Origin of the sequence: Legionella septentrionalis (genome assembly GCF_003989745.1) — a bacterium.
GTDB classification, from domain to species: Bacteria; Pseudomonadota; Gammaproteobacteria; order Legionellales; family Legionellaceae; genus Legionella_A; species Legionella_A septentrionalis.
This window is the reverse complement of the sequence record NZ_RZGS01000006.1, coordinates 30748-46524: the sequence shown is the minus strand read 5'-3', so window position 1 is coordinate 46524 and position 15777 is coordinate 30748. Positions and strand designations below refer to the sequence as shown.

Sequence of the window (15777 nt, the reverse complement as noted above, 5' to 3'; positions counted from 1 at the left end):
TCCATCATGAATACTTAATTAACGTTAAGACTATACCTGACCTAGATTCGAGTAGCCAACTCAAGCAAACCTAAGTAAACTAGCAATTTTTTATTGCATGGGATACTCATATGGAATATAAAATGGTTGCTGCGCCAAGCTTACATACCAGCGAATGCTTGGTTTTAGGTATTCTAAACGATCTATCCCTGCCTCCTTTCACCAGTAATTTTCCTAAAGAACAGCAAGCTCTTTTCCAGAAATTAACAAATAAATTATCAGAGCCCGGCGATGCAGTTTGGCAAGAAGATTGTTACGGCGCAAGCTTGCTACTTATCCATTGTGGTGCGCGAGAAAAATTTAGCATCGAAGCCTTAAACAAATGCATTGAAAATATAGTTTCCACCTTATTAAAACAGCGTGTCGAGACAGCGACCATTTGCCTGCCGCAATTAGAAACACGCGATGCCGACTGGCAGATGCAACACATGATCTTGCAATTTGATGCACAAGCTTATCAGTTTCTGGATTTTAAAAGTAAAAACAACAAACCCCACCGACTGAAATCCCTTTCTTTTTTCATCCCAAATGCACAAGCAACGTGCTTATACAAGGCCGAAGCATTGGCTCAAAGCCTTCGTTTGACCCGCACCCTGGCCAATTTACCGGCTAACATTTGTACGCCTTCCTTTCTTGCCGAGCAAGCTCAGGCACTCGCAGAGGAACATCCGGAATTGCAAACCAAAGTTTTGAACCGTACGGATATGGAACAATTGGGTATGGGCGCCTTACTCGCTGTCGCCCAGGGCAGTCAGGAACCCCCTAAACTGATTGAAATGAGTTATAAGAACGGTGAAGGTGCTCCTGTCGTGCTCGTTGGCAAAGGCATCACGTTTGATTCAGGCGGGCTTTCCCTGAAACCAGCCGATGCCATGACGGAAATGAAATATGACATGGCCGGTGCTGCGACGGTGTTGGGTACATTAAAAGCTTGTGCACTGCTCAAACTGCCCATAAATGTAATCGGCTTAATGGCTTGTGCTGAAAATATGCCCAGTGGCAGTGCGATGAGGCCAGGTGATGTGGTAAAAAGCATGTCGGGACAAACCATCGAAATCATCAACACCGATGCCGAAGGCAGGCTGGTTTTGGCTGATGCGCTCACTTATGCTGAACGGTTTAAGCCAAAATTCGTGATTGACATTGCCACGCTGACCGGAGCCATGGTCATTGCGCTTGGTTATTTAATGACGGGCTTCATGACCAAAGACGAAGAACTTGCAGAACTTATTTTATCTGCAGCTGCACGAAGCGGTGATAAGGCTTGGCGCTTGCCGTTAGACGATGCCTATCAGGAAGCATTGGAAAGTCCAGTTGCGGATATGGTCAATGCAACGGACCGGGCTGGCAGCAGTATTACAGCCGCCTGCTTTCTTGCAAGATTCGCTGAAAATTTTCGCTGGGTGCATATGGATATTGCAGGCACGGCATGGATTTCGGGTAAAAAACGCAACGCCACTGGACGCCCTGTTTCTCTACTCATACGGTTATTAGAACATGTCGCCTATTCGCATTGATTTTTATTTATTAGCTCACGAATACCAGCAAAATGAATGGCTAACTGCCTGCCGCTTGCTGGAAAAAGCTTACACCCGTGGCCATCAAGTATTTGTTTTTTGCAATAAAAAAGAAGACGCCGAATTAATCGATGAATTGCTATGGACTTATAAGGAAGACAGTTTCATCCCTCACAATTTACAGGGTGAAGGCCCGGAGCCACCTCCACCTATCCAGATAGGATACAGCACCGAGCCAAGAGGATTTAGCGATATTCTTCTTAATATGTCTTCCATCATTCCGCCGTTTTTCACGAGATTTCGCCGCATTATGGAAATTGTTACACCAAATGATGCGGCAAAGGAAATCAGCCGCGAACATTACCGGGAATACCGCAAGCATGGCTGTGAGTTACACACGCACACCATTGAAACCATGCGTGCGTGATGGCTAGTTAACCATAGCGCCGAAATAGGTACTGGCCTACAGCTTGTACGCCCATGGCCTCGCCCCCTTCGGGTTTACCCGGCTTATTGCCAACGTTCCAGGCCATGATGTCGAAATGCACCCAAGGGATGTTGTCGCTAATAAAATATTGTAAAAACAATGCGGCAGTAATTGCACCTGCGTAAGGAGAGCCGCTGCAATTTACCAAATCGGCAATGCTTGATTCCAGCAAGTCTTTATAACCGGAATGTAAGGGCATCCGCCATATATAATCATTGGTTTCATTTGCAGCTTCGCATAAAGCTTGCGCCATTGCATCATCATTGGAAAACATGGCCGAAATTTCAGTGCCTACGGCCGTGCGGGCAGCTCCTGTTAATGTTGAATAATCAATGATTAATTCAGGCTTTTCTTCGCATGCTTTGACCAGTGCATCAGCCAACACCAACCGGCCCTCAGCATCTGTATTGTCAATTTCAACCCGCAAACCATTGCGCATGGTCAATATGTCCCCGGGACGGTAGGCATTGCCGGATACGGCATTTTCGACTGCAGGAATCAAGACGTGCAAACGGATGGGTAAGCGCTTGGCCATAATCCATTGCGCCAAACCGATGACTTGAGCAGCTCCACCCATGTCTTTTTTCATCAGCCGCATAAAATTGCACGGCTTGATATCCAATCCGCCTGTATCAAAGCATACCCCCTTCCCAACCAAGGTGACCTTCGGGTGTTCAGGATTCCCCCAAATTAAAGACAGTAAACGAGGTTCGGCAGCCGCCGCTCTCCCGACCGCATGGATGGCAGGAAAGTTATGGTGCAATAATTCTTCCCCTATCCATTGTTTAAATTCAGCCCCATGCGTCTTAGCCAGTTGGGATACCACATCCGCAAGCTCGGCAGGCCCCATATCATTAGCTGGCGTGTTAATCAAATCCCGGATTAAAAAAATTGCATCGGCTTGCGCCAATATTTCCGCGAAATCATGCGCTGCAACAGATAAAATTTTGGGAGAATGCTCTTTTCTTTTGTAGCGATCAAAATAATATTGCCCCAAAGACCATATGACTTGCGAAGACAATGACAAGGGTTGTTCAAAAAAATAATGGCCCGCGGGCAAACGGTTTAAGGCATGCGCCACCGCTTGTGCCTCTGCTCCTTCGCCGGCCCCAATATAAATTTTTACGGTGTTTCCTTTTTCATCACCCACGATACCAACATCACCATACCGGCCCTGAAACTGTTGAGATGCCAAACAATTACGATCATAGGGGTTAGTTAATTCGTGCATGTCGTCTTTACCCAGCAACACAAGTGGTAAAGCGCCTTCCATTCTGGTTTGATAAAAAATTTCCGCTCGCATGCTTACTCCTTCATTTGCCCTCGGAATTGAGAAGGCCTCATTCCGCAAAGAACCAAAGAGAATACGTAAATGATCGCAGCCGCCAATACATGAAGCAGCAAGGTAGCCAATCGCAGGCTGACTGGTTTGGCTACCCAAAGCACAGGATCACCGACCGCCCATAGCAAATAAGCACTCATGATCAAATTGGCCACACCCAATTGCAATAAAAAACGGCGCCATCCGGGACATGGGTGGTAAATATCACGTTTTATCAATAGGACCAGCAAAATACCGCAATTGATATACCCGGCGAGAGTGGATGCAAGGGTCAAACCGGCATGAGCCAAGGGTTTTATTAACAACGCGCAAAAAATAGTATTGGCTACCATAGCCAATGCACCTACTTTTACCGGTGTTTTAATATTTTGACGCGCGTAAAATCCTGAGGCAAGAACTTTGACCATCATAAAGGCCGGCACGCCTAAAGCCAAGGTAAACAAACTTTTTTGAGTTTGCACTACATCAGTGAGAGAGAATTCGCCATAAGCAAAACAGCTTGCTATCAACGGCATGGCGAATAAGGCAAGACCTAGCCCGGAAGGGACACCAACCAGCAATAAAGTCCGCAACCCCCAATCCAAAGCGCGAGAAAAAAGGTTTGAACTTTGCTCGGCATGGCGGCGCGACAAATGCGGCAAAATCACCGTCGCAATGGCGACGCCAAAAACTCCGAGCGGGAAATCGGTCAAACGATCGGTATAAAACAGCCAGGAAACGCTGCCTACTGCCAGAAAAGATGCAAAAATGGTGTCCACCAGCAAGTTAATTTGTGCGATTGAAACACCGAACAAAGCAGGAACCATTAATTTCAAAACACGCCTTACGCCTTCATCCTTCATCATCAAACTGGGTTTGACTAACAATTTCCTGTGGTAGAGAAAAGGCAACTGGAACAATAACTGGGCGATCCCCGCGATGAATACCCCCCATGCAAGCGCTACCACCGGTTCTGCAAAATGAGGACTTAGGTAAATCGCGGCTAAAATCATGCATATATTCAACAATACCGGCGTAAAAGCGGGCACCCCGAAATATCCGTAGGTATTTAAAATAGCCCCGGCCATAGCCGTTAGTGAAACCAGCATTAAATATGGCGAAGTGATGCGCAGCATTTCGGTCGCCAATACTGAGCGGCTGGTATGCTCCCCAAATCCTGGGGCAAAAATAAAAACAATATAAGGAGCCGCTATAATGCCAATTAAAGTCACCAGGGTTAAAACAATGCTTAAGCTTCCGGCAATTCGTGCCAGAAACAAACGGATTTCCTCAAGTGTTCTTGTTTTCTGGTATTCGCTTAAAACCGGAACAAACGCTTGTGAAAAAGCGCCTTCGGCAAATAAGCGTCGCATGAAATTAGGAATTTTAAAGGCGATGAAAAAAGCATCCATTCCTGCCTGCGCGCCGAATAACTGTGCTAAAATCATGTCGCGTACAAAGCCCATAATACGGGACATAAACGTCATTGCGGATACCAATGAGGTAGAACGCAGTAAACTTTGTCGTTTGGGCAGCATGGTTTCCGTCACAGACATAGGCGAATGAAGTATAATTTGAAGTGTCTGACCAAGCATAAGCCACCTTGACAATTTACGTCAAGATAGGCATGATTAATCTTTTTTATTATTGTAATGAGTGGAGAGTGTAAGTGGCAAATATTAAGTCAGCTATTAAGCGCGCACGCCAAAACGTTAAACGACGCCAGCATAATGCAAGCGCACGTTCTATGTACCGTACCTATGTCAAAAATGTGTTAAAAGCTGTAGAAACCGGTGATCAAGACGCCGCTCGCGCAGCCTATGCAAAAGCCCAGCCTGTTATTGACAAAGCTGCTGGCAAAGGTCTAATTCATAAAAATAAAGCAGCCCGCATCAAAAGCCGTTTAAGCGCCCGCGTAAAAGCTATGGCTGCTGCCTAAGGTTCCGTTGCTCTAACCGAAATCCGAACCGGAAAACCGGTTCGGCCTTTTGATTATTCTTCGACTCGGACTTCTATCTTTCTGGATTTATTTTCTTTCTTAGGAATAACAATTTCCAAAACGCCTTTTTTGTATTTTGCCTTGATTTTAGATTCATCCGTAGTTTCAGGCAGTATAAAACGACGATAGAATTGTCCCTGCATGCGTTCAATACGGGAAAAACCTTCTTTTTCTTCCGTCTTCTCGTAGCGGCGCTCACCTTTTATGGTCAAGGCATTATTTTCCAGTGACAAATGAATGTCGTCTTTTTCTACACCCGGAAGATCTGCGGTTACAATATATTTATCATTAGTTTCTTTAATATCAACAGCCGGACTCCATAAACTAGCATCTGTTCCCGTATCTTCTTCATAATTAAAAGGCCGTAAAAATTGGTTTAACATGGTACTTAAATAATCTCTGGGCCAAATTTGTTGATCGCGTTTGATAAGAGCCATTTTTCTTCTCCTTGTTAAGTAAGTTATGTTTACTACAACTAGAAAATGATTACAGCAAATTGAAAGCTACATAGGGTATATAGGGAGTTTTTACAGAAAATCAACTCCCTGAAACGATACCTTTTATGTTTAGCCAAAGATAGGTGAATTTAAAGTCTGGTTGAGTTGCTCATAGGCACGCTTGGCCGGGACATAATGAGGAAATTGCATCATGATTCTATCCAAGATTATGCGCGAGGATTGTTCATCTCCCAAATTCCATTCATTTAATGCATCCAGATACATTAATTCCACAGGGCGGCCTGCTAAATGGGGCGCAGAATTCAAGGAAACAGGTTCGATGTAGCTTAAGCGTACTTGCCCTTGAGCTTCCAGTCTTTGTAATATTTTACGCGCCTGGGCACTGCCATTTTCTTGCGCTTGCAGCAATAATTTTTTACCTTTCTCTGGCATGCGCTCCCCAGCGGCACCATCATAATAAAAAGTGGCCAATTGATATTGTGCATAGGGATTATTCAGTGCGGCTAATTTCTCATAGAATTTTGCAGCTTGTTGATTATTTTTTTCAACCCCTAACCCATATTGATACATGCGCGCCAAGGCTAACATGGCTTTTGCATTGCCTTTATCAGCGGCTTGTTCGTAGTATTGTAGTGCTTCTGGGAAATCAAGTTTGAGCGCTACTCCAGTTTCAGATAATAAACCCAACTGATATAAAGCCTCACGTTCGCCTAAAGCCGCTGCCTTCTTGTACCAATAAAGAGCCTGCTCTTGATCGCGTGGCCCACCCTGTCCATTGAAAAATAAACCAGCCAATTGCGTCATAGCCTGGCTATGATTTTTTTCAGCAGCCGATGCATAAAGCTCCCTGGCTTTTTCGAAATCAACAGCACGGCCTTTCCCTTTTTCATAAATTAAACCCAGGTTAAATTGCCCATTTGGATCATTTTGCAAAGCTGCCATTTCATAATCAATAAAGGCTTGCTCATAATCATCCTCAACCGTTTCATGAATAAAGCCAAGCGCCACGGCAGCAGGAGAGTAATTCGATTGCGCCAAGCCATACCATTTTTTCGCTTCGACGTAATCAGGCAATTTTCCAAGCCAACCTAATTGATATAAATGGCCTAGCAAATATTGCGCCACAGGCTGCTCTTGATTGGCTGCAGCGGTATACCATTGTTGCGCCATCGCCATATCTACAGGGCCACCCAAGCCCTTTTCATACATAAAACCAAGCTTTAACTGTCCTTCCTTATCTCCCTTTTCAGCCAATTGCTGATAAATCTCACGGGATTGCTGCATTTTTTGCTCATCTGTTGCTTGCGATAAGTAATAATCTGCCAATAATAAACTGGCCTTGCTGTTACCCAGAGCATGAGCTGCATCGAGTTCCGGTAAAAAAGGTTCGCCTTGTTGTTGTTTTAAAACAGCGAGGTTCAGATCTGCATAAGGAAAGCCTGCATCGGCTGCTTGCTGCAATAAAGCCCGCCCTTTTTCTTTATCCTGGTTCACCGACTTGCCCTCAATAAAATACGTACCCAAAATAAAGGCACTCACCGGATTTAGCGAAGCTTGCTGATACCAGTACATGGCTTCAGCGCTATTTTTTTCAACGCCGAGGCCGCGGTCGTATAAAATCCCCAACAAAAGAGCAGCTTGACCATTGCCTTTGCTTACTTCGTTCTTGGCCACGTTAAACGCTTGCACTTGTTTCGCCTTATCGGAATCCATGGCATGGAAAAAAGCGAGCGGTAACGCAGCTTGTTGTACTCCGCCGGCTACAGCCCCTTCGTATAATTGTTTAATTAACTGATTTCGCCTTGCTTTTGCAGCCATGCTGACATCGGCGGGCTTTTCCCGTACTAAAAGTTCAGCCAAGCGATATTGTGCCGTGCCGAAATCATTGGCCGCAGCGAGATAATACATCGCGGTTGATTCATCTGCATTAGCCGCTATCACTTCTTTGCCGCTTGCATCACGTAAGCCTCGCTCATTGATGCGGCCTAAAGCAAATTGCGCATACGCATTGCCTTTAAATGCAGCGTCTTGCAGCCAGTTCATCCCGCGTTGATAATCAGGGGCCATACCTCCTTTACCCTCAAGATATAAGAGACCCAAATTATATTCGGCGCGCAAATCTTTTTGCTCGGCAGCCAATTGATAGAATTTTATGGCTTCCTGGACGTTTTGTTTAACATCGATGCCATCTTCATACATTTGTGCCAACAGAAATTGAGCGCTTGAATTCCCAAGAATTGCTTGCTCATAAAGGCGATCAAAAAATGATAAAGAAGGAGGCGCGGCAGGTTTGCTTAACAAAGTGAATACATCAAATGATTCGCTCTCTACCGGATTAGCAGCCACTTCCCATAATTGCGGGCTGTTGGGCACGCTGGGAGGACTGTGGATAACAAATTCGTTTTTATTAAGCGCATATTTGGGAAAATTAACAACATCATCCAAATTTCCCAAAGAAGCGGCTAAGGCATCATAATACTCGCTGACTACTATTTCATTAGGTGTAGTAAACACAAAATTAGGACGATACAGGGCGGTCCTATCAACTACATCCATTTTTGGAGACTGGTTGTAATTGTTTTCCTTTAAGGCTTCGGGATTTTGCCAAGCGCTGAAAATCCCACCCAGTTGATACCCGCCTTGGGCGAAAGTAACCGCTTTTTGATTGCTCAACCATTGCGCAGCCTGTGCACTTAAAGCCGCAGGCCCCTGCATTGCTTTTTCAGTGGCAAGCGCTTTTTGCTCCCATTCTTTGCCTAAAACTTCATCCTTCGCAATGACCTTACCTTCCTGGTAAAGCTTTGCCAATAAATGTTGAGCCTCAGCAGAGTCGTGTTGTGCAGCTTTTAATACCCACAAATATCCTGTATGTGGATTGTAAAGCGGGCTGTCAGTCCGTAAGTATAATTGGGCAAGAGCGACTTGTGCAGGTAAATAATTTTTAAAAGCACCTTTTGCGTACCAATCTTTTGCAGCATTTAAATCTTTTTGTTCTTCAGCAATTTTTCCGGCTTCATAAATAGCATCTACATAATCTTGTGCTATGGCTTGATTGATAAGCTGGCTGGATTTATCCAAGTCTTTCGGGACAAGTTTTCCCTCTGCATATAATTCCCCCAATTTTAACTGCGCCTGCGGGTTGCCTTTTTCAACTGCCTTATTCAGCCAGATTAAACCCAGTTTTTTATCATTGCCATGTCGGCTTTGCAAAAAGTGCTCGGCCAGTGTGTATTCAGCGATGCTGTTGCCATTTTTGGCGGCGTCAATGTAATATTTTTTGGCAAGATTGGAATTCTTATTGGTGCCAATGCCAAATAGATAAGCTGCTGCGCAATACATTTGCGCCTGTACGTCATTACCTTCAGCCGCTTTTTTAAACCAGGACAAGGCTTGTTCTGGATTATTTTCCACAAGTAAAGTATATCGCGCCATGATATTCTGAGCAGGTAAAAAACCTTTTTCTGCTGCTTGTTTGAAGTGACGCAAAGCCAAGGCATTATTCTTAAGCTGGCCATAACCATATAAACGCATGCGGCCTAAATAGTAATCCACGATTGGATCCTTGCCGGCATCCGCTGCCAGTTTTGCAGCAGCGTTCACATAATCACCTTCCCGGTAGGCATCTAAGCCCTCATTTGCAAAGGCTACCTGAACGCTTGCGGTAGCAACTAAACAAACCCATGGCATCAGCGATTTCATTATATTCCCCTTGTTATTGCGCCAAGGCAGCTAACCGGCATTAGCGCACGCAATGGCTTATGTATAAATTCCCTGCAAATACATCACTATCAATTACTATTGCGGAATAATGCCATAATGGACTACTTCCCTTACCGCACCGCTACGGTTAGTGCTCTTGACCACCCAATAATTGCCCCGATTATTCAATCCAAATCTAACACGTGCATACTCACAAACTTGCAGACTTTCTCCACAATCCACTATTTTTCCATAGGGAGATTTGCCTTCATTCACGGTGCAAATGTATTTAAGATTTTTCTCACAGGTGGAAAGTACCGCCCATTGATTACCCTGAATAACATGGTTTAAATACATACTCCTCGCGCTGTCATTGCTACGCATTTGATACAGATTAATGGGTTTGTCCAATTTATTTAATATAAAATAAAGTGAGTTTCGCTCACCCGCAGCTTCTGGCAGAAGCTCTAATACTTTTAATTCGAATTGATACCCTACGTCGCGACAACCTAATGGATTCTGCCTTTCTTCATTTGGTTTTTCTTTTTTCGGAGCGGAGGGCGCTGCAGCCTGCGCCAAACTTATACCGCATACACAGAGAAGCAATGGGAGAGTGGCTTTACGCATAATTGTTTTTATTTTTTTCATTGTATTTTCTCAGTTGCTTGTTTTTTTCCAGTCACTTGCTTTTTTTCGACCGCAATTAATGGGCGTATGACAACTTTTGTGCCAAGGAAATTATTCCGCTCATTGGATAACTGTACGAAATTTAAATTCAACCATTTTGCATCTTGAACAAACATGCGTATGCATCCATGGCTTGCCCGATAACCCGGGATGTCATCCGAACCGTGTAGAGCCAAACCTTTGTGAAAATACATGCAATAAGGCATTTTTGCCCCCCCCTTACCTAAAGGGAAAACATCGGACTTGCACTTCTCATTTTCTTTACTAAACACCCGGAATATTCCAGTCATGGTCCGACAGGTAGGGCTGCTGTTATCAGAGCAACGATCGCTACCGGAGGAGATAGGGCCCCACTTAACCAAGTTGCCTTGCTCATCGTAAGCCCCCCATGCAAGCTTTTCTTGATCAACGATGATTTGTTTTTCTTTTTCTTCAGGGTTAATTTTCAATGGGAAAGGCGAAATATCGAATAAAGTGATCTGCGAGAGATTTTTAGGAACCACAATTTCTTTCCCTGGCCATAAATGGTTGTAGCTGCGATTAAGCCTCTGCACCAAATCGCGCTGATTTTCATCAGGAAATAAACGTTCCCACGTGTCACCGCGTCCCGTTTTTATGCATTCAAATTGCGGATAGGCGCACAAGGCAGGCCCGTAGTAGATTGGTGTGTCAGCAGCTTTGGCAAGCATTGCCGTCATAGATAACACAGTTGTTATTATTAGCTTCCATCGGTTCATAATAGATACCTTCCAATTATTCTAATCAAGGAATTTTCTGTGCTATTGCTTATATTAATTATCGGCCTTTTTTAATAAAAGTTTAGCCCAAAATTTAAATAAAGCTATTTGAATAGTAAAAAATATCTATATATATCGGTAGCTTAGAAGAAATATACCTGATGCATACGCAGTTTAATTGTGTAAGTGTTGATAAATCCGCTCCGCCAAACTGCGGCTTATTCCCTGCACTTTAGCAATTTCTTCGACAGGAGCACGCGTCAACTCACGCAACCCTCCAAAACGCCTTAATAAAGCTTGCCGCCTTTTCGCGCCGATGCCTTCTATAGATTCTAAAGAAGAATCGAGCCGGGCCTTTTGTCTTTTTTTACGATGCAAGGTAATGGCAAATCGATGCGCTTCATCCCGAATGTGCTGCAGCAAATGCAATGCCGGAGATGCGGGCGCTGCTGTAATTTCGCGCGCTTCATCCGCCAAAATTAACTGCTCCCAGCCTGCCTTACGGGTCGGACCTTTAGCAATACCTAGCAATTTAACGCTATTGATTTGAAAAGACTCCAGCACCCTTTTTGCAACAGCGACTTGTCCTTTTCCGCCATCGATGATCAATAGACTCGGCAAATTCTGCTCAGCGGTTAATTTTTTAAACCGGCGGGTAATGGCTTGCTCCAACGCCGTATAATCGTCACCTGCAGTAATGCCGGTTATATTAAAGCGCCGATATTCATTTTTGGCAGGCCCTTGCTGGTTAAATACCACACATGAGGCAACCGTAGCCTCTCCTTGAGTATGGCTTACGTCAAAACACTCCATACGTTCTATTGCTTCCGGCATATTCAACAATTGCCTCAGCGCTTCATAGCGGTCAGCCAGAAGCTGGGTTGAGCTGGTTTGCTCAAGCACACTGACTTGCAGATTCTGCCGGGCAAAATCCAGCCAACGAGCTTTTATTCCACGTGGATTTGCTTGTATCTTACAAGCCTTGCCGCGCAGAGTGCCCAGCATGTCTTCCAATGCCCCTTGTTCTGTGATGTCATGATCAGTCAAAATCAAGGAAGGGATCCGTTCTGGTGTGTCTATATAAAAATAAGCAATGAATGCTGAAAAAACTTGCTGCCACAAATGTGCGCTTGTATGTTCATCTTCAATTAATCCTTGTTCCGGAATACTTGGAAAAAAACTTTGGCTTGCAAGAATTTGTCCGTCGCGCACCGTCACCCATTGCACGCAGGCAAAACCTGGGCGTGCGTCAATTACAATCACATCCGCATCACCACGCAGTTGAATAACACCCTGCTGCTCCTGAATTAAACGTAAGCTTTTAATTTGATCTCGCAAGCGTGCAGCTTCTTCAAACTCAAGTTTGCTGACTGCATTTTCCATGCGTTGTTCCAATTCGGAGAGAATTAGTTGGCATTTACCTTGTAAGAAGCGGGTCGCATCATCAACTGACTGTTGGTAATCTTCCCTGCTTATGTTCCCTACACAAGGAGCGCTGCAGCGTTTAATTTGAAATTGCAGGCAGGGCCGCGAACGTCCATTAAAATAATTATCGCTGCAATTGCGGATTTTAAATACTTTCTGAATAACGCCCAAGGTTTCACGCACCGCAGCGGCACTGGGATAAGGCCCAAAAAATTGGCCCTTTTTAGGCTTCTTTTTAACACGCAAAAATTCCATGCGCGGGAAAATATGATGGTTTACATGAATATATGGATAAGATTTATCGTCGCGTAATAGCACATTGTACTTGGGGCGAAGTGATTTAATCAAACTGCTTTCCAACAGCAATGCTTCCGTTTCGCTGCGGGTTATGCTCACTTCAATAGCAGCAATTTGGCTTATCAGCGATCGCGTTTTTACCCCAGAATTATTTTTATTAAAATAACTGGAAACTCTTTTTTTTAAATTGGCGGCTTTCCCTACATACAATACTTGCCCTTGTGCATCCAGCATCCGGTACACACCAGGCTTTGGGGTAAGAGACGCAAGGAAATCGCCTAGATCAATTGAAGAATTACGCTTATTCATTGGTAATCAAAGGTACATCATTCTGTGGTGGATTCAGTCATACAGTGCCTAAGATGACATGGCTTTTTATTATACACGACGATGCACTTTATGTTGCACTTTGTATAATTGGCATGCAATATCAAACAAAATTGCGCTAATTGCAACAAAGAAGGCGCCGCGAAGCATACCTTAGATTCATCCTGGCCAACTGAATTAGTTTATATCTTAATTATAAGGCAGAAAAAGTTAACTTTCTTGCGTTGATTCGCTAGGGTTTTCAATCACGCCATGCTTCATTGCCAAATAGGTCAATTCCACATCATTCTTGATACCCAGTTTTTCAAACATACGATAGCGGTAACCGTTGATGGTTTTACTGCTTAAAAATAGCCGATCGGCAATCTCCTGTGCCGTCATGCCGCGCGTTATCATGAGCATCACTTGCATTTCACGTTCAGACAATAAATCAAACGGGGATTCATGAGGCGCCTGCAAACTATTAATCGCCATTTTTTGTGCAATTTCTGCACTTAGATATTTTTCACCTTTATATACCTTCCGAATGGCAGCTGCCATTTCCTCTGCACCGGATTCCTTGGTTAAATAACCCATGGCGCCCAACTGCAGAACTCGTGCCGGCAAAGGTTCAGTATATACGGCAGTGACCGCAATGACTTTTACTTGAGGGTGGGATTTCTTCAACCGTCGGGTTACCTCCCAACCATCAATACCAGGCATCTTCATATCCAACAAGACGACATCTGGCTGCTTTGCTTTGACTAAAGTTAAAGCTACCTCACCGCTTTCGGCTTCACCGACAACTTCCATATCGGACATATCTTCCAATAATCGTCGAATGCCCATTCGCACCAAAGCATGGTCATCAACAATTAGAACTTTTATCAAAGGGATGCTCCTTGACAAGACATAGCCAATGAACACAAAGGTGAAACGATATTAACAAGAGAAACCAATCATTACAATGGGAATGCCATTGGAAATGCAGCAGCATGAACCCCTTATAAAAATCAACAAGCGTGGATATGAATATTTGGATTCCCTGCAGTTACTGGAAAAAAGGGTGGATATTCTCCAAGTGTTCTTGCTCGCTGAATTAATTCCTTAACATCGGACATAACAAAAGCATACAATTCTTCATAACTGCGTATAACAAAGTACACGGGCTGCAACATGTCAATGCGGTAAGGCATACGGAATCCAGCAACTGGATCGAATAAAACTCGGAGAGGGACATCGCTCTCAACACTGTAAACAGTCTCGCTGATGGAAGATAGGATTCCGCCTCCATAAGCCCGCATTCCTTTTTCCGTAAGGATTAAACCAAATTCCACGGTAAACCAAAATAAACGTTGCAGCAATGCCCATTCGCATTCGGGGAATTCCAATACCTTACGCGCATAATTATGCACAAAATCGGCATAAACAGGATTAGTTAACATGGGGCAGTGGCCGAATAATTCATGAAATATGTCGGGCTCTTTTACATAATTCAATTCTTCTTCGGAACGAATAAAAGTAGCCGCGGGAAAACGGCGGTCAGCCAGCAATTCAAAAAATTCCCGCGCTGAAATTAAAGCCGCTACAGGAGCCACTTCCCAACCAGTTAGTGCTTTAAGCCGCGCACTAACCTCAGGTAATTGCGGGATTTGAGTAGCAGTTAAGCCCAAATTCTCCAGACCCAATAAAAATTCATCGCAAGCTCTACCGGGCAACAACTTGCATTGTCGCTCAAACAATATTTGCCATACGCGATGCTCGTTTGCGGAATAACTCACCAGGCCTTGTTCGTCTGGCTGATGCGCAACATAACGGCTGACAAATTCCATGATGCTCCTTAAGTAATAATCCGCAGTTTTTATTTATGATAATGCAAAATTTTATAAAAGATGAATTTCTGTCTATCTTCATTCAGTAATAGTTAATTTTTTTCAAGTTTTTTACGCAAACTATCGACAGAAATTAAAGTTTCCGTGCCCGTCCCGATTCGCCGCCCAGCTCCTTTCCAAGCATGACCATAAACTACTTCATAAGTTAATGGATATTTTCCCATGGTTGTACGCAGATTTCCCATTGCAGCAGTAAATTTCTGCCAGGTTTTCTTTCCAGTTAAACCACGGTTGCGGGAAGAATTAATGTTGCGCACGCCTTGCGATTTCAATGCATTTACAAGCTGCGGCAAAGTTGAATAGTGCATGGTTAATTTTTCCATATCCACCACTGGATCCAGAAAATGTTCTGCTAGCAATAAATCGCCGAGATCATGCATATCAGTAAATTCATTTGTATGCGCATGATGATCTACCACAGACCAAGCCTGGCGTAGCTCTAGAAAAGTATCCGGGCCCAATGTGGTGAACATCAAACAGCCATCAGGTTTCATTATCCGACTTAATTCAGCAAAAACAGCAGACAAGGGTTGCGACCAATGCACCACTTGATTGGCAAAAACCAAATCAAATAAATTTGCTGCAAACGGTAATGCCGTCATGTCCCCTGTCACTAAAGGCCATTTTTTCCAGAAGCGTTGTTTTTTCTTTGCCTGCAAAAGCATTGCATGAGCCAAATCTAAACCGATGACGTGGGCAGCAGGATAATATTGTTTTAATTTTTGTGAAAAAAAACCTGTCCCGCAACCTAAATCAAGAACATAGCGCGGCTGAACCTTAAGGTATTGGAGGCGGGCAAAAAGACGCTCGCCTATTTCCAGTTGCACCTTGGCATGCTCTTCGTACTCTGCTGCATGGGTATTAAATGCATTGCAAATTTCGGTTTTTATATTCATGATGAACCAAATGGAAT

Annotated in this window: 13 protein-coding genes; 3 read left to right on the top strand and 10 right to left on the bottom strand. The window is 44.0% G+C overall.

Annotated features, from left to right (window positions below; translation table 11 throughout):
• Positions 1–110 precede the first annotated feature (110 nt).
• Positions 111–1556, top strand: a complete 1446-nt coding sequence (locus tag ELY11_RS03670; RefSeq protein ID WP_127032548.1) for a leucyl aminopeptidase — start codon at positions 111–113, stop codon at positions 1554–1556.
• Complete coding sequence (locus ELY11_RS03665) at positions 1537–1983, top strand: DNA polymerase III subunit chi (protein WP_126954067.1); 447 nt, start codon at positions 1537–1539, stop codon at positions 1981–1983. The genes ELY11_RS03670 and ELY11_RS03665 overlap by 20 nt, the downstream gene beginning before the upstream one ends.
• Before the next feature lie 7 nt (positions 1984–1990).
• On the opposite strand, the gene ELY11_RS03660 is transcribed toward ELY11_RS03665, so the two are convergent.
• The gene (locus ELY11_RS03660; RefSeq protein WP_127032547.1) at positions 1991–3346 is read right to left on the bottom strand and encodes a leucyl aminopeptidase family protein; all 1356 of its coding nucleotides are present in this window, start codon (positions 3344–3346) and stop codon (positions 1991–1993) included.
• Between the two features lie 2 nt (positions 3347–3348).
• Positions 3349–4920: a murein biosynthesis integral membrane protein MurJ gene (murJ, locus tag ELY11_RS03655; protein WP_126954104.1), complete on the bottom strand. Its 1572-nt coding sequence runs from the start codon at positions 4918–4920 to the stop codon at positions 3349–3351.
• A 113-nt stretch (positions 4921–5033) separates the two neighbouring features.
• Between murJ and rpsT the strand changes: the two genes are divergently transcribed.
• On the top strand, positions 5034–5303 hold the full coding sequence (gene rpsT / locus ELY11_RS03650) for a 30S ribosomal protein S20 (protein WP_126954069.1): 270 nt from the start codon (positions 5034–5036) through the stop codon (positions 5301–5303).
• A 53-nt stretch (positions 5304–5356) separates the two neighbouring features.
• Here rpsT and ELY11_RS03645 read toward each other — a convergent pair whose 3' ends face one another.
• From ELY11_RS03645 to bioC, 8 genes are all read right to left on the bottom strand, one after another.
• Positions 5357–5800, bottom strand: coding sequence for an Hsp20/alpha crystallin family protein (locus ELY11_RS03645; RefSeq protein WP_126954070.1), 444 nt, complete (start codon positions 5798–5800; stop codon positions 5357–5359).
• Between the two features lie 129 nt (positions 5801–5929).
• Entirely contained in the window at positions 5930–9520 is a 3591-nt protein-coding gene (locus ELY11_RS03640; RefSeq protein ID WP_127032546.1) for a tetratricopeptide repeat protein, read from the bottom strand.
• A 96-nt stretch (positions 9521–9616) separates the two neighbouring features.
• Positions 9617–10168, bottom strand: a complete 552-nt coding sequence (locus tag ELY11_RS03635; protein ID WP_126954072.1) for an endopeptidase IV — start codon at positions 10166–10168, stop codon at positions 9617–9619.
• Positions 10165–10905, bottom strand: a complete 741-nt coding sequence (locus ELY11_RS03630) for a L,D-transpeptidase (protein ID WP_126954105.1) — start codon at positions 10903–10905, stop codon at positions 10165–10167. The genes ELY11_RS03635 and ELY11_RS03630 overlap by 4 nt, the downstream gene beginning before the upstream one ends.
• 213 nt (positions 10906–11118) lie before the next feature.
• The gene (gene uvrC / locus ELY11_RS03625; protein ID WP_126954073.1) at positions 11119–12975 is read right to left on the bottom strand and encodes an excinuclease ABC subunit UvrC; all 1857 of its coding nucleotides are present in this window, start codon (positions 12973–12975) and stop codon (positions 11119–11121) included.
• 228 nt (positions 12976–13203) lie between these two features.
• A complete protein-coding gene (gene letA, locus ELY11_RS03620; protein ID WP_127032545.1) occupies positions 13204–13863 on the bottom strand; it encodes a two-component system response regulator LetA in 660 nt (219 codons plus the stop codon).
• A 122-nt stretch (positions 13864–13985) separates the two neighbouring features.
• A complete protein-coding gene (gene phhA, locus ELY11_RS03615; protein WP_126954075.1) occupies positions 13986–14804 on the bottom strand; it encodes a phenylalanine 4-monooxygenase in 819 nt (272 codons plus the stop codon).
• A 92-nt stretch (positions 14805–14896) separates the two neighbouring features.
• Positions 14897–15760: a malonyl-ACP O-methyltransferase BioC gene (gene bioC, locus ELY11_RS03610; protein ID WP_126954076.1), complete on the bottom strand. Its 864-nt coding sequence runs from the start codon at positions 15758–15760 to the stop codon at positions 14897–14899.
• Between the last annotated feature and the right edge of the window lie 17 nt (positions 15761–15777).